The sequence below is a fragment of the Sanguibacter sp. TS_SC_8 genome, from assembly GCF_055361235.1.
The window spans coordinates 3,448,603-3,470,769 of sequence record NZ_CM143955.1 but is presented as its reverse complement, the minus strand read 5'-3'; the positions used below and the strand labels follow the sequence as shown (position 1 = coordinate 3,470,769).

Below are 22,167 nucleotides of genomic sequence, written 5' to 3'. Positions count from 1 at the left end.
CAAGCGCTTGACGTAGCCACCGAGGTGTGTGCAGAATCACTGGAGATCAGCACGGCGACGAGGCCAGCTCACGGTTGCGGCGGAGTGCGGATGACGAGACGAGCAGCCGTTGTGGTCTGCTCACCCCGATGAAGTGGAGACCCTCATGCCCAAGAAGATCATCCTCGACTGCGACCCCGGTCATGACGACGCGATCGCCATGCTCCTCGCCCACGGCAGCCCCGAGATCGACCTGCTCGCCGTCACCACGGTGGTGGGCAACCAGACCCTGGAGAAGGTCACCCGCAACGCGCTCTCCGTCGCCAAGATCGCCGGGATCACCGGCGTCCCCTTCGCCGCCGGCTGCGCCCGGCCGCTGGTACGCGGCATCGAGACCGCCCCGGACATCCACGGCGAGTCCGGCCTCGACGGGCCCGTGCTGCCCGCCCCGGACCTCGAGCTCGACCCCCGCCACGCGGTCGACCTCATCATCGACCTCGTCATGAGCCATGAGCCGGGCACCATCACCCTGGTGCCCACGGCCGGCCTGACGAACATCGCCCTCGCCGCGCGCAAGGAGCCGCGCATCGTGGAGCGGGTCAAGGAGGTCGTGCTCATGGGCGGCGGCTACCACGTCGGGAACTGGAGCCCGGTCGCGGAGTTCAACATCAAGATCGACCCCGAGGCCGCGCACATCGTCTTCAACGAGAGCTGGCCGGTCGTCATGGTCGGCCTCGACCTCACCCACCAGGCGCTCGCCACCGACGAGGTCGTCGAGCAGATCAAGGCCGTGGGCACCAAGGCGTCCCAGTTCGTCCTCGAGCTCCTGGAGTTCTTCGGCGAGACGTACCGCCACGCGCAGGGCTTCGACCACCCGCCCGTCCACGACCCGTGCGCGGTCGCCTACGTCATCGACCCGACGATCGTCACCACCCGCAAGGTCCCGGTGGACATCGAGCTCACCGGCTCCCTCACCCTGGGCATGACCGTCGCCGACTTCCGTGCCCCTGCGCCGCCGGACTGCACCACCTCCGTCGCCGTCGACCTCGACCACGAGCGGTTCTGGAACCTCATCACCGACGCCCTCGTCACCATCGGGGACGTGGAGTGATGACCGCATCGACCGCTCTCACCCCCGGGGGCCCCACTCCCACCACCACGACGCCGCGGGTCCGCGTCGCCGTCCTCATGACAGCGCTGCTCGCCGCGTGCGTCGCCTTCCAGCTCAACGCCTCGATGCTCAGCCCCGTGCTGGTGACGATGGCCAAGGAGCTCAAGACCGACGACGCCGCGGTCGGCCTCTCGCAGACCATGTTCTTCACCGCGGCCGCGCTCTTCTCGCTGTTCCTGCCCCGCCTGAGCGACATCGTCGGGCGCCGCAAGGTGCTCGTCTGGATGCTGGCGATCATGACGCTCGGCACCGTCCTGGCCGCCCTCGCCCCCAACATCGGTGTGCTCTACGTCGCGCGGATCATCCAGGGCGTCTCCGGTCCGGTGGTCCCGCTCTGCCTGCTCATGCTGCGCCACGAGATCTCCGACCCGAAGAAGTACGGGACGATGATGGGCCTGGTCACGGCGGTCAACGGCGGCATCGCCGGCGTCGATGCCCTCGCCGGGGGCATCCTGGCCGCCAGCTTCGGCTTCCGGTCGGTCTTCTGGGTGATCGCCGTCGTCGCCGTGGTCAGCACCTTCCTCGTGGCACGCTTCGCGCCCGAGTCCAAGCCCTCCGCCGGGGTGAAGATGGACTGGCTCGGGGTGCTGGCCCTCGTCCTCTCCATCGCGAGCCTGCTCATCGGTCTCAACGAGGCCGGCAAGACGAGCGCGGCGAGCTGGACCTTCGTGGTCGGTGCCCTCGTGGTGTCGGTGGTCGCGTTCATCGCCTTCTGGACGATCGAGAACCGCACCGCCGAACCGCTCGTGCCCACCCGCTACCTCATGCAGCGCTCCACCTGGGCGCTGCTGCTCACCACGCTGCTCACCATGACCGGGGTGTTCGCGACCGTGAACGGGCTGGTCATGTCGTTCGCGCAGAACCCGACGGCGGGCTTCGACCTCGGCGCCGACGCCGCCTCGCTCGCCTTCCTCACGCCCTACGCCCTCATCGGCTGGATCGTGGGCCCGTTCTCCGGGCGGCTGGCTCCCACCTTGGGATACGGGAACGTGCTGCGGATCGGGCTGGTCGGGTCCGCGGTCTCGATCGCCCTCATGATGACCGTGGGCATCAACTCCCTGCCCGTGCTCGTCGTCGCCACGATCCTCACCGGCGCCTGCTACGCGGGCATGGTCAACATCATGCTCAACGGTCTCGGTGTGGTGCTCTCGCCCAAGGACAACCCCGGGTTCCTGCCCGGACTCAACGCGGGCGCCTTCAACCTGGGCGCGGGCCTGAGCTTCGCGCTGCTTCCCGCGGTGCAGATCATCGGCAGCCCGGCGGGGGAGAGCTCGAGCGACGGCTACGTCAAGGGCATGATGCTGGGACTGGTCATCACCCTCGTGGCGCTGGCCGTCTCGTTCCTCATCCCGCGCCCGGTCGACGCCGAGATCACGGGCTGATCCATGAAAGGCACGAACATGTCCCAGCAGCCGGGCACGATCCTCGTCGTCGGCTCCCTCAACGCCGACCTCGTGGTCCAGGTCGAGCGGATGCCCGCACCGGGTGAGACGGTCCGCGGGTCTGAGCTGGTCGTCTCACCCGGTGGCAAGGGCGCGAACCAGGCCGTGGCCGCCGCGCTGCTCGGCGGGCACGTGGCGATCGTGGGCGCCGTCGGCGACGACGCCCACGGACGCCTCCTGGTCGACGCCGCCGCCCGGGCCGGCGTCGACACCAGCGGTGTGGTCCGCCTCGACGGAGTGGCCACCGGGACGGCGGTGATCTCGGTCGACTCTCGTGGGGAGAACTCGATCATCATCTCCCCGGGTGCGAACGGGCACCTGTCCCCGGACGTCCTCGAGGCCGAGCTCTTCGCGGGGGCGGCGGTGCTGTGCCTGTGCCTGGAGGTCAGCGAGGCCACCGTGCTCCAGGCCGCCCGGTACGCCCGGGACGCCGGGACCCAGGTGCTGCTCAACCTCTCGCCCTACCACCGGGTCGACGACGCGCTGCTGAGCCTGGTGGACGTGCTGCTCGTCAACGACCACGAGATCGCTGACCTGCTCGGACCCGCCGTGGTCGAGGCCGGGTGGGAGGCGGTGCTGTCAGCGCTGACCGCGCTCGGCGTGCGGCGCGCCGTGGTGACACTGGGGTCCCGCGGGTCCGTGGTGCTGGACGCCACCGCCACCGGTGGCGGCCGGGTGGTGGACGTGCCCGCGGTGGCGGTCGAGGCCGTGGACACCACGGGGTGCGGCGACGCGTTCACCGGGGCGCTCGCCCAGCAGCTTGCCGCGGGCCGCACCCTGGTCGAGGCGGCTCACTTCGCGGCGCGCGTCGCCGCGGTCGCGGCCACCCGCGCCGGCGCGCAGCCGTCCTACCCGAGGATGGACGAGCTGCCCGACGCCGGTCCCGGCGACGCCGGTCGGCTCGCCGCCGGGCCGCTCGGCTAGGACCGCTGCGGGTCCCCGGCGCTCTCAGCCAGCGCCGCGGACTCGTCGAGCTTGCGGAGCTCCTTCTGGAGCCTGGCCTGCTCGGCCGCGAGGTTCTGGCGCGCGGCGTCCTCCCAGCCGGTCGCCAGCGGGCTCGTGTAGAGCGCCTTGCGGTCGAGCAGTCGGCTGATGATGCGCAGCCGTGCCCCGAGGTAGTCGCGCACGGGGATGTGCTCGTACTCCTTGCGGATGTCGATGAGGTACGCCTTGTAGCGCTGCGGCTCGGTGGCCAGGATGCCCATGTCGGCGTCGCAGAGGACTGCGCAGTCGTCATCGCCGGCGAACGGCTTGTGCCGGGCGAGCGCGGTGACGAGGTCCTTGACGCGCAGGGCCTTGGGCTCGGGGACACCCAGCGCCACGAGCTCGGTGCGGGCCAGCGCTGCGCTGGCGACCTCGTCCTCCCCGCCCTGGGTCGCGTAGGCGACCGACGACGCCGCGGAAAACACGGCACCGTGGTACCAGGCGGCCAAGCGGACCAGGTCCGGGTCGTGGGTCTCTTCGGCCAGCTCGTCGACGCGGCTCAGCACGTCGGCCAGGTGGCGGACGTTGTGATAGATCCGCCCGGGCTCGTTCCACCGGTCCAGGAGGCTGAGCCCCATGTCGCGGATCTCATTCTCCGGCACGGTTGCTCCGGCAGCCCGGGTGCTGCGGCTCCACGACGACAGCAGCCATTGTGGTGCGTCTGCGCTGACAGGAGGCATGATCCAGCTTTCGACGGGTGGGCGGCGGGCCGCTCACGGTGGTGTCTCAGACGACCGGCAATGGTAACCCTTCGGGAACCGAATCGCTCTCCTGCGTGGCGGCCGGCAGGCACACGCGCACGGTGAGGCCGCCGCCGGGGGTCGCGGCGGTGCGCACGGTCCCGTCCAGGCTCCCCACGATCGCGGCCACGATCGCCAGCCCGAGCCCCGATCCTCCCGAGGTGCGGTTGCGAGAGGAGTCCACCCGATAGAACCGCTCGAAGATGCGCTCGGCGTCGGCGTCGGCGATCCCCGGCCCGTGGTCGCGGACCTCGAGCTGGATGCACCGTCGGCCGCCCACGGTGACCTCGCCGAGCGCGATCTCGACCGGGGAGCCGGCCGGGGTGTGGGTGGCGACGTTGCCCACCAGGTTGGCGAGCACCTGACGGAGCCGGTCGTCGTCGCCGATCACCAGGTGCGGTCCCATCGGGGCGCCGGGGGTGAGGGGGGCCAGGCGGACCGGGCGGGAGGGGTCGAGGGCGTGCAGGTCGCTCACGGCGTCGGCAGCCAGCACCGTCAGGTCCACAGGGACGCGCTGGAGCGCACGCCCTTCGTCGAGGCGGGCCAGGTGGAGCAGGTCCTCCACGAGGGTGCCCATCCGCTTGGCGGAGTCCTCGATCCGGCGCATCGTGTCGTCCATCGCCTCCGGGGTGGTCAGCGCCCCCATCCGGTACAGCTCGCCGTACCCGCGCACGGTCGCCAGCGGGGTGCGCAGCTCGTGGCTGGCGTCGGAGACGAAGCGGCGCATGCGCTCCTCGGATGCTTCGCGGGCGGCGAACCCCTGCTCGATCTGGGACAGCATGACGTTGAGGGAGTGGGAGAGGCTGCCGACCTCGGTCGAGAGCGGGGCCTGGGGGATGCGACGGCTCAGGTCACCCTCGGCGATTGCGGCCGCGGTGCGCTCGATGTCCCCGAGCGGGCGCAAGGAGCGCCGCACCGCGAGGAGCCCGACGACGGCCCCCAGCACCGTGATCGCGAGGGCGCTGACCGCCAGGATCTGCTTGATCTGCACCACGGTGCTCGTGACCGTGTTCAGCGGCAGCGCGACGTAGACGTCGGCCACCTTCGTCCCGTCCCCGCCGACGACCGACCCGGCGAGCACCCGCCACTGGGACCCGTCGCCACCTGTTCCTTGCACGTCGACCGAGGAGGTGGTGAACGGCCCCGTGGGCCGGTTCTCGTCGGTGAAGGTGTAGGCGGTGATCTTGGGGATGCCGTACTTCTCGACCGTCTGGACCTGCACCTCCACCCGCGGCTTGTCGCTGACCGGGTAGATCGCGATGTAGTAGTCGCTCGGCAGGAACTGGCGGATGGCGGCGTCGGAATTCTGGAGCATCACCTGGTTGAAGCGCTGATCGGCGGTGGTCCGCAGCTGGGCGTCCAGCTGGTCGACGAGGAACCTGGACAGGACCGTCGTGGTGAGCACCACGGAGATGCCCAGGCCGGCGAGCAGCACGAGGGTGACGATCCCCACGAGCCGCACACGCAGCGGGGTGCGGACCCAGAACGAGCGGATCGGGCCGACGTGCTCGCCGGTGTCGGGGGTCTCGCCGTCGGGCACTGCGGTGTTGGCGGGTGCGTCGGGGGTCTTGCCGGTCACGTGGACCTCTTCGCCGCCGGCTGCCGCAGCATGTAGCCGATGCCACGCTTGGTCGCGATGAGCGGCTCCGGCATGGTGCCGTCCGGGCGCGGGGCGTTGTCGATCTTGCGGCGCAGGTAGGAGATGTAGGACTCGACGATGTTGGCGTCTCCGCCCCAGTTGTACTGCCACACGTGGTCGAGGATCTGCGCCTTGGACAGCACCCGGCCGGGGTTGAGCATGAGGTAGCGCAGCAGCTTGAACTCGGTCGGGGACAGGTCCACGACCTGCCCGGCGCGGCGCACCTCGTGGGAGTCGTCGTCGAGCTCGAGGTCGGCGAAGCGCAGCACGGCGTCGTCGACCGGCGTCGGGTGAGTGCGGCGCAGCACCGCGCGGATCCGGGCGACGACCTCTTCGAGGCTGAACGGCTTGGTGACGTAGTCGTCTCCGCCCACGGTCAGCCCGGTGATCTTGTCCTGGGTGTCGTCGCGCGCGGTGAGGAACAGCACGGGCATGTGCTGGCCCTTCTCGCGCAGGCGCCGGGTGACGGTGAACCCGTCCATGTCCGGCAGCATGACGTCGAGCACGATGAGGTCGGGCTCGACGTCGCGGACGAGCTTGAGGGCGCTCATGCCGTCCTCGGCCGCGAAGACCTCGAACCCCGCGAAGCGCAGCGAGGTCGCGAGGAGCTCTCGGATGTTCGGCTCGTCGTCGACGACGACAAGGCGTGCTTCGGCTTCGGTCATGGTCCCAGTGTGCGACGTGTTTCTGAGGATCGCCTGAGAGGGTGCTGGGCCTGCGGCGCTCAGATGTAGCGCAGCGGGTTGAACTCTTCGATCGGGATGATGCGCACGCGCGGCAGCGGAGTGGTGAACGCCCCGACGGCCTCTTCGAGGTCGAAGAACTGCAGCCCGCGGCTGCTCAGCTCGGCGAGCTTGCTGTTGACGAACTCCCGGAAGCACAGGATGCCGACCCGGCGGGTGCCGTCGAGCAGCGCCTCCACCTGGGGCAGGAAGTCGCCGTCGTGGCTGGCGAGCAGGACGTCACCCTCGACGTCGGCGATCGCCTCGAGGGTGCGCTGGATACCGATGTCCACGACCTTCTCGTGGCTGGCGCCGGCGAGCGGGATCGGGCGGTAGCCCATGGCGAGCAGCGCCTGCACGAACGGCATGGGCATCTGCCCGGAGGAGGCGTTGAGGAAGAAGAGGGGGTTGACGGGCTGGTTGTCCCAGACCGATCCGGCGAACTCGGAGATGCGGTCCCACCGGGGCCGTTCCTCGGGGCTGGGCCGGTGGCCCAGGACGTTCATCCCGAGGGTCGCGTCGATGTTCTCACCGTCGACGAGCAGGTACGTGGGGCGCTGAGCGCGTGAATCTGAGCCGGACATGGGACCACTCTATGGGGTGTTGATGGTTGGGGGCCCTGACGCGCGGCCGCAGGTAGGGATCCGGCCGGTGCGCGTGGGGGCATGGGGCGAGTTTGGACGGACGGCTCAAGCACGGAGTTGCGAAGCGGTGAGGGCCATTGTCGCCGACGGGTCGATTCTTCCACCGCCCAGTTCTCCAAGGCGGATGTCATGACGTCGCCGTACGCGACGGGACTCCTATGTTTCGGACTCGCGGTCGGTTTGCCCGGTGACTAGCTTGCGGACCCGGACCCGTGTGTGGTCACCGTCCGAGCGACCAGGGTGAGCAACTCCCGCATCCGGCTGTGCTGGCGTCCGCCCCGGCGATCCGCCTTCTGTTGGCGGGTCGCGGCCGTGTATTGGGCGTGCTAAGGGTGAAGTTTCGACAGGTTCTGAGCCGGTTGATTTGGCCTGCGCGTCGACGCCATAGGTCCGGGTTGTGGCCGGTTGAGGACCCCTGAGGGATTCCCGCCGAGCGCGCGCATCGCGCTCAAGCGATGCATGTTTGTGCAGGTCAGAACGACTTTCTGGCCCTGCGCAGCGGGTGCAGGGAGCCTTGTCACAGGGCCTCGCGGCTGGCCCGTCCCGTTGCCAGGCCTTCGGGAAGTCTTCATTGGCAGAGCGAGCGGCGCGTGGGTGGGGCGATGGCTCGGTTGCTGACGAAATGGCCGATTGTGCTAATTTTGCTCCGTCGCGACGAATCGGTCACGGTGTTGAAGCAGGGGGCTGCTCGTTGTCGCGGTACGCGTTGGCATGTCGGCACCGGCGGTGTCCCCTTCATGGAGGGTCGGGTCAGGGTGGTCGCGTCGTCGTTGGTGCGGGCGGACGGGGCCAGAGGACGTCGGACAAGGCCGCCCGTGCAATGGCCTCGATGGGCGCAGCGGTGAGGACGTTCACGGTTGGTGTGGCCGATTGGGTCGAGGCGTTACCTGTGATGACGCCGCGTGCGCTCACGGCGACCGGGTCGGCAGGACCGTTGAGTTTCCTTCGGGGAAGTGTTTAGTGCGCTCTGTTCAGGCTTGCTTGGTCGTCGTGCGTATTGATGGTGTGGGGGACAAACGTATGAATTTTGGTAGCAGCCGGGGACGTGCGGGCCGATTCGTTCTGGTGACACTGGTGGGTGCTGCGGCGCTCCTCTGGAGTTCTGGGACGAGTGCGTCTGCGGCGAGTCCTGTCGAGATCGCGGCGTGGACGTTGTCGGCGTCGCCGGTGGTGGAGTGCGATCCGGGGGACTTGAGGTGTGACGTCGATGGTGATCGGATCCCAGACGTGGTGGAAGAAGTGGTGTGCGGTTCTGCGACGTGCGCAACAGGTCGTGAAGACCGTGACAGCGACGGGCTGGCTGACTGGGTCGAGATGCAGGCTGGCGGTGATGTAACTGGGGTGGATGTCAAAGATGACGTCGATGGTGACGGCATTCCTGACTTTGCGGAGAAGATCGTGTGCGGTTCGGCTCGTTGCGCGACGGGTCGTGAAGACGTCGACGGCGATGGTGTGGGCGACTGGGCTGAAGTGGTGATCTGCGGTGACGTCACATGTTCAGACGGGCAGGAGGACTACGACGGTGATGGCGTGAAGGACGCCACGGAGCTGGCGGCGTGCGTGAGGTACGGGAGCGGGGACGGGTGGTTGGCCCTGACAGGGGTCCGGATCGGATTGCTCGTGGTCGTGGCAGGTCTGTTGGTGGGTGGCGGAATCCTGGTGCAGTCTCGCGTCAGACGTGGACGTGCTGGCGAAGCGGTCAGCGCGCTGTGAGGCGCGGTCTAGGAGCATGGCCCGGGCGTGGTCTGCGCACTGTCGTGGCGGGGACGGCCTGCTCGTCGTTGCTGCTTGCCTTGGCGCCGGCTGCTCTCGCTGGACCGATGCAGCAGGTGCTTCCAGCTTCTGAAGTGATCGAGATGGCGCGGGTAGCTGCCGATGAGTCGCGTGGTGCGCCGAAGGTTGATCCTGGCGATCTCGACCGGGCGGTGTCGGACGAGCCGGACGACGCAGCCGTCTCAGAAGCGGGCGGAGGCGACTCGTCTGTGCAGCCAGCTCCTGCGGCCAGCGTGGTGGGAACTTCGACGGTGACGGCGCCAGACGGCACGGGGACGATTGTGGCCGGGGTCGCATCGACGGTGGATGCAGGTTCCGTGCAGGCCACCTTCTCTGGCCTGGACCTGGCCGACGACGTGGATGTTGCTGTCGGTCCCGTGACGGATACGAGGATGCGTCGTGCCTCCGGGGACGGGCTGCCTGCCGATGCGGTGGTTTTGGCGGCGCCATTTGAGGTTGACGCCACAGGGCCTGGTGGCGAGGTGAGGAGCTTCCCGACGTCCTTCGATGTCGTCGAGTACGCCGATGGTCCGGACATGATCGAAAACGTCGTCCCAGGCGTGGTCTTGGACGTCGACGTCGACCCGAAGGCTCTCGAAGGGCTGGATGCGGGGTCGGTGCGGATCCTGACCCGTGAGACGACTGCTGACACGTGGGTCGAGGTTGCTTCGTACCTGGATCCGAACGGCGCCGTAGTGCGCGGCGAACTTGATCACCTCTCGCAGTTTGTCGTCATCGGGACTCCGTTCGTGCCTGCCGCGGGTCCGCGGGTGGTTCTTGATCCAGACAACGACATCGCCAATACGACCGGTCCGGCGGGTCCGGTCACGGAGCTGCCGTTCAATGCGGCGTTGGCGACCGAGACGGCGAACCGTCTTGCGGCCTATTGCCGTGCGGACGTGCTGATCACGCGCGGTGCGACGCCGGCCGTGGTCTCGCAAGCCACTCGTGCTGGGATGGCGTCGGCGTTCGAACCGGATCTGACGATGACGTTGGCTTTCGACGCGTTGCGTGGTCACCCGTGGGGAACCGAGGGGACCGGAGGCTCGAAGGTCTACTCCCGCGGCGGTTGGGGCGATGACACGGTAGCTGCGTCTCTCAACGAGCAGTTGCCCCTCTACACCGGTCGCCCGTCAGCCCTGCACGGCCCTGGCCGGATTCCCTATGACGACTTTGCGGGGGTGCCCGGTGCGATGGTGCACCTGGAGGCGCTCTACCTGGATCACAACTTCGACTGGGAAGTCATCGCAAACGGCTTCGGGTCTCTCTCCGACGGTGTCTTCACAGGCGCAGGCATGTACCTGGAGAACGTTGGATTTGACTGCACGGACCCCGCCACGGGTGGCTGGCCAGCCAGGCCCTCGGCGGCGGAGCTAGCCCGGTGGCGGCACCTGGGGCATCAGAACCACCTGGCCTTCGGCGCCGACCCTGTCTCCTTCTCCACGGGCAACCTTGTCGAAGACTTCCCGCTGGTGTCATTGCCCGGGGCGGGTGAGCAGATCATCGACCTAGGGCTGACGTACAACTCTCAGGACGGGCGCCCCACTCGCACGGGCGCAGGATGGTCGTTCACCCTGGGCTCGCGCGCACAACGGTTCGACGACGGCTCTGTGCTCGTGGCCAGGTCCGACGGTGCGTCGTTCGTGTTCGACCCCGACGGTGCAGGTGGCTATGTCACCGACCCTGGTGCGGGGTCCACCCTTGCTGAGGACGGACACGGCGGGTTGGTGTGGACGGACGCTGAGGGTGGTGTGTGGACCTTTGATGCCAGTGACATCGAAGGCATCGGAGAGCTGGCCTCCTACACGAATCCCTCTGGACAGATCCTCACGCTCACATATGGGACACCTGATGGTGACGATCAGTACCTGCCGTTGACGGCGATCACCGACTCCGCCGGTCAGCAGGTCTCCGTGACCGCAGATGCGGTGGGTCGTATCGCGGGTTTGAGGCTCCCAGACGGACGAACCTGGTCGTTGGCGTACGACGGGGCGGGTGACCTGGTCTCGATCACCGACGCTGCTGGTGGTGTGCGCTCGTTCACCTACGACGCCTCCCACCAGATGCTCACGGCGACAGATCCGGCGGGAGTCACGTACCTGGTCAACGAGTTCGATGCCTCGGGCCGTGTGGTCAGGCAGGTCGATGGTGGCGCGAACGTGCGCACCTTCAACTACACGGATACCCCCGACTCCAATGGTCTTCGTTCGGTGGTCTATACCGACAACGCCAACCGCGCTCACACCTACCGCTTCGACGCCTCCTACAGGATCGTCTCTGTCACTGATCCGGCTGGGGAGACGCAATCGTTCACCTACGACAGCGCCTCCCAGGTGACCAGCTACACCAACGCGGGCGGACGTACGACTGCATACGCCTATGACGCCGACGGAAACGTGGTCACCGAGACCGCTCCCGACGGGGTCGTCACCAATTACGCATATGCGGGCTCTTACGTGAAAGCCCTGGACGAAGACTCAGGTGACGGCGGTCGACGAACGACCACTTTCGACCTGACGCCAACGGGTCTGGTCACGGCGATCACCGATGCGGGGGGTGGCCTGACGGTCTTGGACCGCAATGCTGGCGGAGATGTGACTCGCGTGGTGTCACCGGGTGGGGCGATCACCACGAAGGCCTACGACGCGCGCGGTAACCTCGTCTCCGTCACGGACCCTCTCGGCCAGGTCACCTCCATCGACTACGACATCTCGAACAGGCCTGTGTCCACGACGAACTCGGCCGGGGCCGTCGTCCGGTACGAGTGGGACGCCAGTGACAAACTCGTCGCCCAGACCGGCCCGGACGGTGCCAGTTCATCGTTCGCGTACGACGCCAACTCCCTCCTGACGTCTTCGACGGCACCTGACGGCGGTGTCACCTCCTACACGTGGGACGCGCTGTTCCACCAGACCTCGACGACTGATCCGCTCGGCGCGGTCACCTCGTTCACCTATGACAGCGAAGACAATCTCACTGCAGTCACCGGTCCGACAGGCGCCGTCACGACGTTTGTCGTCGACGGTGCCAACCGTGTCACCGAGATAGTCGACCCGACCGGTGCCGTATGGGCGAGCGAGTACGAGGGCAGCCTGCTCACCGCACAGGTCGACCCGCTGGGCGGACGCACGCTTTACACCCACGACAAGGCGGCGCGGGTGGTCGGTGTGACCGACCCGACCGGTGCGACCTGGGGCACCGGATACGACGCGGCCGGCCGGGTCGTCAGTACGGTCAACCCGCTCGGGGTGACCACGACCTACACCTACGACGCTCTCGACCAGATGGTCTCGAGCACCGACCCCGCGGGGACTCTCACCTACGCCTATGACGGCGATGGTCACCAGACCCACATGACCAACCGCCTCGGGCAGGTCACCACCTCGACCTTCGACGCGGCCGGCCAGCTTCGGACCGAGACTGACCCCGCCGGTGGAGCGATGACGTTCGACTACGACGTGGTGGGACACCTGGTGACGGTGACCGACCCGGTCGGTGGCGTGAACAGCTACGCCTATGACGCGGCGGGCAACCTCATCACCGAGACCGATCCCGCCGGGGGGACGCGGACGTTCGGCTACGACGCTGCGGGCCGGGTGAGCTCTGAGCAGGACCCGCTCGGGGCAACGCAGACAAACACCTACGACCTGGCCGGGAACGTGCTGACCACGACCGACCCGCTCGGCGCGGTCACGACGCACGCCTACGACGGAGCCGGGAACCTGGTGTCCACAACGGACGCTGCGGGGGACGTGACCGTGTTCGCCCGTGATGAGGTTGGCCGGATCACGACAGTGACCGACCCAACAGGGCAGGACTGGACGTCAACCTACGATCTGGCAGGCCAGCTCGTAGTCGAGACTGACCCGGAGGGTCACCAAACCACCTACACCTATGACAGCGCTGGTCGCCAGACCGGCATCAGCGATGCCGCAGGCGGGACGTGGGGGTCGGGGTATGACCTGGCTGGCCAGGTCCTGGCCACCGTTGACCCTGTGGGTGCCACCACGACGTTCACGTACGACGACGCCGGTCGCACCACGGCCGTGACCGACCCGGCCGGTGAGGTGACCTCGTACGCCTACGACGCCGAGTCGAACCTTGAGGCCGCGACCGACCGGCGCGGGCACACCACCACCTACACTTACGACAGTGCCTCACGTGTGAACGAGATGACCGGTCCGACCGGTGGCGTCGAGTCGTACTCCTACGACCTGGCCGGGAACCTGCTCACGACCACCGACCCGCTCGGGGCTGTCACCGCGTACGCCTACGACGGTGTGGGGCGTCGGGTCTCGGTCACCGACGCGATGGACGGGGTGAGGCGGACAGAATACGACTTGGCCGGGCGCGCGGTCACCCAGATCAACGCCAACGGAGCTGCCACGTCCTACACGCATGACCTGGTTGGTCAGGTCGTCGCAGTGACCGACCCGATGGGCGCGGCCACCGAGCACGCCTACGACCTTGTGGGCAACCGGGTGTCCTCGACCAGCCCTGACGGACAGGTCACGACCTGGGCGTACGATCCTGCGGGCCGGTTGACCACGGTGGTCGAGGCTGACACGACGGGCTACCCCGGGGTCGGTACGGACCCGGTTGGGTTCGTTGGGGACCCGGCCGATTTCGACACGAACCTCACGACCACGTACGCCTACACACCTGCAGGCAACCTCGCCTCAACCACCAACGCGCGAGGCAAGACGACGACCTACACCTACGACCGGGTCGGTCGTGTCTCCTCCGAGCAGGACCCGACCGGTGCCACGTGGTCGTACACATACGACCGTGCTGGTCGGCCGGTGTCCTCCACGGACGCGGAGGGGCAGATCACCGAGCACGCCTATGACGCGCGCGGTGACCTCATCGAGACCTCCTACCAGGTCGGTGCGAGCGCGAGCTTCACTTACGACGAGGAACGCAACCTCATCGCCATGGTCGATGCCACAGGAGCGACCGGGTGGATCTACGACGGTGCTGGGCGGGTCACCTCTCAGATCGACGGCGCCCGCAACGAGCTGACCTACGCCTACGACGACGCTGGCCAGCTGATCACGGCAGGAGTGGGCGAATCCCTGATCAGCTACTCCTACGACGCGGCGGGCCGTCCCGTCCGTCAACATACCCAGTGGGGCACCGCAGAGTACACATGGGACGCGGCAGGTCGCCTGAACGCACTGGCTCGCACGACGGCGGACGGGCTGGACGGCGTGACGTCCACGTTCGCCTACGACGACGCCGACCACACCCTCGCGATCGCTCACCTGACCCCGCAGGCGCCCGCTGTCCCAGGTAGCGCTTCCGACGATCTGGGGGAAGTCGAAACTCCAGAGACCGGTTCTGCCGCCCTGGTGCAGGTCGGCCAGCCGGAAGCTCCGGCCTTGTCGTGCGCGAAGGGTGGGAACTCCGGCCCCTATGTGGCTGGACGCCAAGTCCCATCGACAGTTGCGTGCGAGACGACCGACCACTACCTGACCAGCCGAAACCTCCCGTCGATCGAGCCGGTCGCAGCGCAGGGGGAGGGCATACGGTTCGACTACACCTTCAACACTGCCGGGAACCTGACCGCCGCAACCCGCCAGATCGGGATCGTCTCAGAGGCAACAACGCCCGATGGTGCCGACACGTTGCAGGAACCGCAACCACAGGTCGAGTCCCGGACATACTCCTACGACCGAGCAGGCCGGCTGAACGCCTCGACCTCCTCCACGGGGGTGGAGTCGTCGTATTCCTACGACCAGGTCGGGAACCGCACAGCGTGGTCCGCGACCGACGACCCGCGGACGCTGGTGACGGACTCGTTTGAGTCGGAGACCACCTATGACGATGCCAATCGGGCGAGCACGACGACCCAGGCCCGGGCCGGTGTCAGGTCGCAGGAGTCGTACACCTACAACGCCAACGGTTCCCGGGTGGCGACCACCGTCACCGGTGACCAGGTCGCGGGAGGCGAGCTGGACAGTGTGTCGACCTATGACGGGGCCGGGCACCTGGAGTCGGTGTCCACCGCGGGACGTCAGGAGACCTACGTCTACGACGGCCTCGGGCGCCGGACCCAGACGGTGACGAGCACCGACACGTTCGAGCGTGCGACGACGAGCATCTGGGACGGGTTCGCCCCCGTCGGTCAGTCGATCGTGACCGGTACCGGGGGCGGCGAGAGCGCCGACACGTCGGTGTTCGTCCGCGATGTGTTCGGTCGAAGCCTACTGGAGAACGCTACGGCTCTTGAGGCAACAGCCTCGGGGGAGGCTAGGTGGGCGTTGCTCGATGGCTTAGGGTCGTCGGTGGCGACGGCGTCCGGTGCGGTGATCACGGACCTGGCCTCCTACTCCGACTTCGGTGTCCAGGGCTTCGCCACCGCTGGGTGGGCCAGCACCGCCGGGTTCACTGGTCAGGTCTCCGACCCGGTCATGGGGACGGTCTCGTTCTACTCCCGCACTTATGAGCCGGGTGCTGGCGTGTGGACAAGTGCGGACTCGTGGCGCGGGACGCAAGGCGAACCCCTCTCCGCCAACCGGTACGCCTACACCCAAGGCAATCCGGTCACGATGATCGACGCCGGCGGGTACTTCTCGATGGACCCGCGCCAGTGGATCACCCAGGGCACGAAAGCCCTGAGGAAGATAACGCAGGCGATCACCCCCAAGCTCAAGTCGACTGCTGCAACGTTCGTCAATGCTCTCGCCAAAGTGACCGTGTCGGTGAAGACGGTCGCGACGCGGGTCCTGGGTCAGAGCGTGACTAACCACCTGGCGCGCGCCGTGAGCTTAGCTGTGTCGTCGGTGACCAAGGCGATCAGCAAAGTCACCTCCACGGGCCGAGGCAAAGGTCCGTCCGTCGCAGCGGCCTCGAATACGAACCAGACCTCCGGTCGACACACGGAAACATCCCCTGATGGAAAAGTGGTCCCGGAGTGGCTGTTATGTATGGCGAACCCCGGCCGGGAACTCACCAAAGACGAGTCTGACAGACTTGGAAAGATAAAATACGATCGGTACAACGCACGGCTCCCCGACTGCCCGGACTGGGGCAAGATCCGTTTGCCAGACGGCTACCACGATGTCAAACCCACCTGGTGGGGCTCCATGATCACCGCGACAGTCGGCATCGACGACGCCCTCTCATGCCTTGAAGGACAATCCGGGGGCTGCGTCATGGTGGGGGTCGGGTTCATTCCGATCGGCAAGGCGGCCGCACTCGCGAAAGCCGCCAAGGCCGCCGAAAACACGGCCAGCACGGCAAAAGCCGCCGAGAAAGCAGCAGAAGCCACAAAATCCGGTGACGACCTCGTCGGGCTTTCCACCAAGGGCAGTTGGGCGAACCTCAAGACCCTGGATGACCACTTTGCTCGCCACGGCGCGGACTTCGGTGCCAAGTCGGCAGACGACTACGCGCGGATGGGCTCGGAATTTTTCCAGCGCGGCGCTGCGCAGCACCTACCCACAAAGATTGCTTCGGATGGCACAATCCGGATGTTCGACCCAGCAACCAACACGTTCGGATCATTCGCTCTAAACGGGATGACGAAGACGTTCTTCAAGCCGACCAGTCCGGATTACTGGTCGCGGCAGCCAGGAGCCTTGCAATGAGCAACCTTTTCACTTGTCCTGTCTGTGGCTATGACGAACTGACGGAGGTGCCGCGCACCGAAAGTGGTGGGTCGTATGAAATCTGCTGGTCGTGCGGATTCGAATTCGGAGTCACTGACGATGACCTCGGCTACACCTACGACACCTGGCGTCAGGTTTGGGTAGAGCGAGGCATGCCCTGGGACAGCGAGCCGCTCCACCCCCAGCCCCTCGGGTGGGATCCTGCCCGCCAACTGGCGGCACTTCTTGGTGACGGTGCCGACTGATGGTGGCTCTTCAGAGTTGCGGTGGGAGGGGTGATCCGCCGGCGACCCGCAGCGGTCTTGGCCGGCGATGATCGCCGTGCAGACGATGTCACTGGCGCGGTGATCGGGGAGATGGAGCATCTCCCCGATCACCGTATCGGTCGGGAGCCGCGGACCGCAGAACTGACCTCGACCGCCACGTCTCTACGTCGACCTACACCCAGCTCGATGTCAGCGGTCCCGCGGCCTTTCGCATTGCCCCAGACAGAATGTCAGCCCTCGATGGCCGGTGTGACGGGGGTCGGGGTGATCTGCGGGGCCCCGGCGGAGCTGCCCGTCTTGAGCGCGGCGAGGCGTGCCTCGATCTCGATCTGGGCGCTGGACACCTCGAGCTCCTCGAACTGGGCGTCCAGGGACGACGCCGCGACCTCGGCCTGACCCATCGCCTTGGCCTCCTCGCGGCGCACCTTGTCCTCGAAGCGGGAGATCTCGCTCGTGGGGTCTAGGACGTTGATCGAGTTGAGCGCGCCCTGCACGGACTGCTGCGCCTCGGCGGTCTTGGAGCGGGCGACCAGGGAGTCGCGGCGCGACTTGAGGTCGCCCAGCTTGTCCTTCATCTGCGCCAGACCGGTCTTGAGCTTGTCGACCGTCTCACGCTGGGAGGTGATGAGCGGCTCGGCCTGACGGACCTCGGTCTCAGCGCCGATCTGCTTCTGCAGCGCGATCTTGGCGAGGTTGTCGAACTTGTCGGCGTCGGCGGTGTTGCCCGAGGCACGCAGCTGGTCGGCGCGCTGGGAGGCGGCGACGGCCTTGTGGCCCCAGTCCTGGACCGCGGTGACGTCCTCGTTGTAGTCCTGCTCGGCGAGGCGCAGGTTGCCGATGGTCAGCGCGACGGCGTCCTCGGCCTCGGCGATGTTGTTGGTGTAGTCGCGGACGAGCTGGTCCAGCATCTTCTGCGGGTCCTCAGCGCCGTCGATGAGGGCGTTGATGTTCGCCTTCGCGAGCTGGGCGACGCGTCCGAAGATGCTCTGCTTCTGTGCCATGGGAATGCCTTTCCTCTGGTGTGCGCCCGGAGAACCGATGATCCGCGTGTGGGCTGTTTCACGTGGATCAAGACTGAGAACGTGCCGTGCAGTGGACCTGCAGTGGACCTGCGGTGCGGTGGTTAGAACCGTCCACCCCGGCTGCGGGTCCCTCGGCTGCCGCCGCCGAAACCGCCTCCGCGGGACCTTCCCCCGCCGCCGAAGCCGCCCCCGCGAGACCGGCCCCCGCCGCCGCCGAAGCCGCCGCCGAAGCCGCCACCCCCGCCGCCGCCGAACCCGCCACCACCGCGCAGGATCGAGTCGATGAGAATCCCGCCGAGCACCATGCCGCCGATGTTCGACCCGCCCCCACCGCCGCCGAAGCCGCCTCCGCCGCGCTGCTGGTTCTCCCAGCTCTGCACGTCGGACTGGGCGAGCTGCTGGGCGGACTGGATGAGCTGCTCGCACCGGCGCGTGGCGTCCAGTGCTGCGACCGGGTCGGTGGCCTCGAGCGCGCGCGCTTCCCCGAGCAGGCGGATCGCCTCGGAGAGCCGGGTGCGTGCCTCCGGCCCGACGGCGCCCTTGCGGGTGGCGATGAAGTCGTTGACCGCGCGGATCTGCGACTCGGCCCGGCCCAGGCTCTCCCGCAGCAGCGCCGCGGCGCGGGCGCGCTGCTCGGCGAGCTCCCGCGAGGGGGCGAGGGCGGAGTCCAGGCTCGCTTCGGCGTCGGCCAGGGCGGCCAGGGCGGCGAGCGGGTCGCCGCCGGACCTGGCCCCCTGCGCCTGGGTGATGACCTGCTGGGCGCGGGCTGCGGCGTCGGTCACGGCGGGGTCACCCGCGCCGATCGCGCGCGCGTCGGCGAGGTCGGACTGGATCGAGGAGAGCGCGGCGTCCAGGCGCGGCCCGGCGGAGGCGAGGTCCGCACCGGCGCGGTCCACCGCGTCGAGCAGGGTCACCGCCTGCCCGACGGCGTGGGTCGCGGCGCGCAGCTGCGCGACGGCGGAGGCGCGGTCACCGGCGGCGACGTTCGCCTCCCCGGCGGCCACGGCCTGCGCGGCGGCGTCGAGCAGCTGGGTGGCCTGGTCGGGGTTGGTCGAGATGGAAGCGAGCGCCGCAGGAGGGTAGGTGAGGGCGAGGCCGGCCAGCGCGGCGCGGGCGGGTTCGATGCGGGCGCGGACGGTGGGCACGTCGCGGCCGGCCGCGGCGAGCAGGTCCGGGGCCTTGGCCTGGAGGTCGCGCAGGTCGTCGAAGGGCTTGGAGCTGGCGGCCAGGGCGGCGTCGACCTCGGTGCACACCGTGATGATCTCGGCCATCATCAGGCGGGCCTGCGGCTCGGCCTCGGCGACCTCGTCGTCCAGTTGCTGACGCAGGGTGAACGCCCTGGTTACGCGCTGGCGGGACTGCTCGAGCACCGCGGCGAACTCCCGGGTGGCCTCGTCGCCGAACTGGGCCTGGGCGAACCCGAGCTCCTGCTCGGCGGTCTTGAGCTCGTCGTCGATCGCGACGAGCGCGCTGCTCGCGCGGCGGTTGAGGTCGACCGTGGAGAGGGTGGCGAGCTGGCCCTCGGCGGGGTTGCCCGCGGTGCCGCGCTTGCGGCTGGAGCGCCACATGATGAAGGCGACGATCGCGAGGACGGCCAGGCCTCCCACGAGCAGGACGGTGAAGGCGCTGGTGCCCCCGGCTCCGCCACCCCCGGTGAGCGCGTCGCGCATCGTCTCGGCGGCGGCGATCGCGGCGCCGTCCCAGTCCCCGTCGGAGAGGTTGCCCTCCACCGTGCGGGCGATGCGGTCGAACTCCTCGTCGGTGATCGGCGCCTCGAGGTCGATGACGAGCGAGTAGCTCTCGTCCTCGATCGCGACGGCGAGGAGCGCGTCGTCGACACCCATCCCGGAGAGCTCGTAGGTCTGGTTGGCCCAGTCCTCCCCGCTCAGCCCGTCGAAGGTGTCGACGTAGACGACGAAGAGCTGCATGTCCGTGTCCGTGCTCAGCCGGTCCAGCGCGTCCTGGACCGCGGCGGTGTCGGTGAGCGCGCCGGCGGGGTCGGTGATGTCGCCCGGGACGTTCATCGGGTCTTCCGCCCGGGCCGAGGACGCACCGGTCGCGAGGAGGCCGACAAGCAGCGCGCAACTGACCAGCACCCCCGCGAACAGGCGGATGAGCAGGGACTTCTCTGTCAGGAACGAGCGAATGGGCACACAGCGATCCTCAACCACCACGGTACAAAGTGCAACGTCAGCGGATGGGGACCCGGTCCTGCACGCGGCTCGCGAGCTCTCGAGGGTGGTCCCGATCGGGCTCGCGATCGAGCTCCCGGCACCGCGCCGGGGCTCCCGACCTCGTGAGCGGTCCGCCGAACTCGTGAATCGGCTCACGACCTCGTGAGCCACGGCCGTTCCGGGCCGGCTGGGAGCGCTCGCTCACGAGTTCGGCGAGCCGCTCACGAGTTCGGCGGGGGAGGGGGCCGGCGAGGGGGCGGGACCGGAGGGCGGGGCGACCGTCAGGCCGACCCGCTCACGCGCCCCGGACCCGCTCACGCGCTCGGCGTCGGGGTCACCTCGTCCGCGTCGACGATCCGGTACGCGTACCCCTGCTCGGCGAGGAACCGCTGGCGGTGCGCCGCGAAGTCCTGGTCCACCGTGTCCCGGGCGACGATCGCGTAGAAGTGGGCGGTGCGCCCGTCGGCCTTGGGGCGCATGATCCGGCCCAGCCGCTGGGCCTCCTCCTGGCGCGACCCGAAGGACCCCGACACCTGGATGGCGACGGAGGCCTCGGGCAGGTCGATCGAGAAGTTCGCCACCTTGCTCACCACGAGCTTGGTGATCTCCCCGGTGCGGAAGGCGTCGAAGAGCCGCTGGCGCTCGCGGACCGGGGTGGCGCCGGTGATGATGTCCGCGCCGAGGTGGTCGGCCAGCTCCTCGAGCTGGTCGATGTACTGCCCGATCACCAGGGTCGGCTCACCCTCATGCCGCGCCACCAGGAGAGAGACGAGAGCGTTCTTGCCCGGTGCGCACGCGGCCAGGCGGTACTTGTCCTCCGGCTCGGCGGTCGCGTAGATCATCCGGTCGCGCTCGGGCAGGGTGAGGCGCACCTCGACGCAGTCGGCCGGGGCGATGTACCCCTGGGCCTCGATGTCCTTCCACGGTGCGTCGTAGCGCTTGGGCCCGATGAGGGAGAACACCTCGTCCTCGCGCCCGTCCTCACGGACCAGCGTCGCGGTCAGCCCGAGCCGGCGCCGGGCCTGCAGGTTCGCCGTCATCCGGAAGATCGGCGCGGGCAGCAGGTGCACCTCGTCGTAGATGACCAGGCCCCAGTCCCGGGCGTCGAGCAGCTCAAGGTGGGTGTAGACACCGCCGCGCTTCGTCGTGAGCACCTGGTACGTCGCGATGGTCACCGGCCGCACCTCCTTGCGTGCCCCGGAGTACTCCCCGATCTCGTCGTCGGTCAAGGTCGTCCGGCGCAGCAGCTCGTCGCGCCACTGCCGGGCGGAGACGGTGTTGGTGACGAGGATGAGCGTCGTGGTCCCCGACCGCGCCATCGCCGCGGCCCCCACGATCGTCTTTCCGGCCCCGCACGGCAGCACCACGACGCCGCTGCCACCGTGCCAGAACCCGTCGACCGCATGGTTCTGATAGGGCCGCAGCGTCCACGGCGCCCCGTCGCGCGCCGGATCGGTGGGGCTCAGCGCGATGGGGTGCTTCTCGCCGTCGACGTACCCGGCGAGGTCCTCGGCCGGCCAGCCGAGTTTGAGCAGCACCTGCTTGAGGTGCCCGCGCTCGGAGGCGTGCACCACCACCGTGTTGTCGTCGATCCGCTCCCCGACCAGCCCGGCGGTGCGCTTGGACTTGAGCACCTCGGCGAGCACGGCGCGGTCGGTCGAGGTGAGCACGAGCCCGTGCACGGGGTGCTGGGACAGCTGCAGGCGCCCGTACCGGGACATCGTCTCGGCGACGTCGACGAGCAGGGAGTGCGGCACGGGGTACCGGCTGAAGTCGAGCAGCACGTTGACGACCTGCTCGGCGTCGTGCCCGGCGGCGCGGGCATTCCACAGACCCAGCGGGGTCAACCGGTACGTGTGCACGTGCTCGGGGGCGCGCTCGAGCTCGGCGAAGGGGGCGATCGCGCGGCGCGCGGCGTCGGCCTGGGGGTGGTCGACCTCGAGGAGCAGGGTCTTGTCGCTCTGGACGATCAGCGGGCCGTCGGGCATCCGGGGGTTC

General features: G+C 68.5%; 13 protein-coding genes. 6 read left to right on the top strand and 7 right to left on the bottom strand.

Features of this window, described 5'->3' with window-relative positions:
* Positions 1-145 precede the first annotated feature (145 nt).
* From uriH to ACWA15_RS15635, 3 genes are read left to right on the top strand one after another with little or no spacing between them, the layout of a single operon-like run.
* Entirely contained in the window at positions 146-1,090 is a 945-nt protein-coding gene (gene uriH, locus ACWA15_RS15645; RefSeq protein ID WP_464056380.1) for a uridine-preferring nucleoside hydrolase UriH, read from the top strand.
* Entirely contained in the window at positions 1,090-2,532 is a 1,443-nt protein-coding gene (gene uriT, locus ACWA15_RS15640) for a uridine transporter UriT (protein ID WP_464056378.1), read from the top strand. The genes uriH and uriT overlap by 1 nt, the downstream gene beginning before the upstream one ends.
* An 18-nt stretch (positions 2,533-2,550) precedes the next feature.
* On the top strand, positions 2,551-3,516 hold the full coding sequence (locus ACWA15_RS15635; protein WP_464056377.1) for a ribokinase: 966 nt from the start codon (positions 2,551-2,553) through the stop codon (positions 3,514-3,516).
* On the opposite strand, the gene ACWA15_RS15630 is transcribed toward ACWA15_RS15635, so the two are convergent.
* The 4 genes from ACWA15_RS15630 to ACWA15_RS15615 are packed head-to-tail and all read right to left on the bottom strand — an operon-like array spanning position 3,513 to position 7,261.
* A complete protein-coding gene (locus ACWA15_RS15630; protein WP_464056376.1) occupies positions 3,513-4,256 on the bottom strand; it encodes an HD domain-containing protein in 744 nt (247 codons plus the stop codon). The two genes, ACWA15_RS15635 and ACWA15_RS15630, sit on opposite strands and share 4 nt — an antisense overlap.
* A gap of 46 nt (positions 4,257-4,302) precedes the next feature.
* On the bottom strand, positions 4,303-5,895 hold the full coding sequence (locus ACWA15_RS15625) for a sensor histidine kinase (RefSeq protein ID WP_464056375.1): 1,593 nt from the start codon (positions 5,893-5,895) through the stop codon (positions 4,303-4,305).
* Entirely contained in the window at positions 5,892-6,620 is a 729-nt protein-coding gene (locus ACWA15_RS15620) for a response regulator transcription factor (RefSeq protein WP_464056373.1), read from the bottom strand. Before ACWA15_RS15620 ends, ACWA15_RS15625 begins: the two co-directional genes overlap by 4 nt.
* A gap of 59 nt (positions 6,621-6,679) precedes the next feature.
* A complete protein-coding gene (locus ACWA15_RS15615) occupies positions 6,680-7,261 on the bottom strand; it encodes an NYN domain-containing protein (protein ID WP_464056371.1) in 582 nt (193 codons plus the stop codon).
* 1,287 nt (positions 7,262-8,548) lie between these two features.
* Between ACWA15_RS15615 and ACWA15_RS15610 the strand changes: the two genes are divergently transcribed.
* The 3 genes from ACWA15_RS15610 (at position 8,549) to ACWA15_RS15600 (ending at position 16,952) form a co-directional block, all read left to right on the top strand.
* On the top strand, positions 8,549-9,034 hold the full coding sequence (locus ACWA15_RS15610; RefSeq protein WP_464056369.1) for a hypothetical protein: 486 nt from the start codon (positions 8,549-8,551) through the stop codon (positions 9,032-9,034).
* Positions 9,035-9,576: 542 nt separating this feature from the next.
* On the top strand, positions 9,577-16,686 hold the full coding sequence (locus ACWA15_RS15605) for an RHS repeat-associated core domain-containing protein (RefSeq protein ID WP_464056368.1): 7,110 nt from the start codon (positions 9,577-9,579) through the stop codon (positions 16,684-16,686).
* Positions 16,683-16,952 (top strand): hypothetical protein, encoded by a 270-nt coding sequence (locus ACWA15_RS15600; protein WP_464056366.1) that lies wholly within the window; start codon positions 16,683-16,685, stop codon positions 16,950-16,952. The genes ACWA15_RS15605 and ACWA15_RS15600 overlap by 4 nt, the downstream gene beginning before the upstream one ends.
* 251 nt (positions 16,953-17,203) lie before the next feature.
* On the opposite strand, the gene ACWA15_RS15595 is transcribed toward ACWA15_RS15600, so the two are convergent.
* The 3 genes from ACWA15_RS15595 to ACWA15_RS15585 all read right to left on the bottom strand — a co-directional run bounded on the left by ACWA15_RS15595 (position 17,204) and on the right by ACWA15_RS15585 (position 22,157).
* Positions 17,204-17,974, bottom strand: coding sequence for a PspA/IM30 family protein (locus ACWA15_RS15595; protein ID WP_464056365.1), 771 nt, complete (start codon positions 17,972-17,974; stop codon positions 17,204-17,206).
* Between the two features lie 122 nt (positions 17,975-18,096).
* Positions 18,097-20,148 (bottom strand): TPM domain-containing protein, encoded by a 2,052-nt coding sequence (locus ACWA15_RS15590; RefSeq protein WP_464056363.1) that lies wholly within the window; start codon positions 20,146-20,148, stop codon positions 18,097-18,099.
* Positions 20,149-20,483: 335 nt separating this feature from the next.
* Positions 20,484-22,157 (bottom strand): DNA repair helicase XPB, encoded by a 1,674-nt coding sequence (locus ACWA15_RS15585; RefSeq protein WP_464056361.1) that lies wholly within the window; start codon positions 22,155-22,157, stop codon positions 20,484-20,486.
* Positions 22,158-22,167 lie beyond the last annotated feature (10 nt).

Coding starts and splice junctions, on each gene's coding strand:
- uriH (WP_464056380.1), top strand. CDS start 146: ATGCCCAAGAAGATCATCCTCGACTGCGACCCCGGTCATGACGACGCG.
- uriT (WP_464056378.1), top strand. CDS start 1,090: ATGACCGCATCGACCGCTCTCACCCCCGGGGGCCCCACTCCCACCACC.
- ACWA15_RS15635 (WP_464056377.1), top strand. CDS start 2,551: ATGTCCCAGCAGCCGGGCACGATCCTCGTCGTCGGCTCCCTCAACGCC.
- ACWA15_RS15630 (WP_464056376.1), bottom strand. CDS start 4,256: ATGCCTCCTGTCAGCGCAGACGCACCACAATGGCTGCTGTCGTCGTGG.
- ACWA15_RS15620 (WP_464056373.1), bottom strand. CDS start 6,620: ATGACCGAAGCCGAAGCACGCCTTGTCGTCGTCGACGACGAGCCGAAC.
- ACWA15_RS15615 (WP_464056371.1), bottom strand. CDS start 7,261: ATGTCCGGCTCAGATTCACGCGCTCAGCGCCCCACGTACCTGCTCGTC.
- ACWA15_RS15600 (WP_464056366.1), top strand. CDS start 16,683: ATGAGCAACCTTTTCACTTGTCCTGTCTGTGGCTATGACGAACTGACG.
- ACWA15_RS15595 (WP_464056365.1), bottom strand. CDS start 17,974: ATGGCACAGAAGCAGAGCATCTTCGGACGCGTCGCCCAGCTCGCGAAG.
- ACWA15_RS15585 (WP_464056361.1), bottom strand. CDS start 22,157: ATGCCCGACGGCCCGCTGATCGTCCAGAGCGACAAGACCCTGCTCCTC.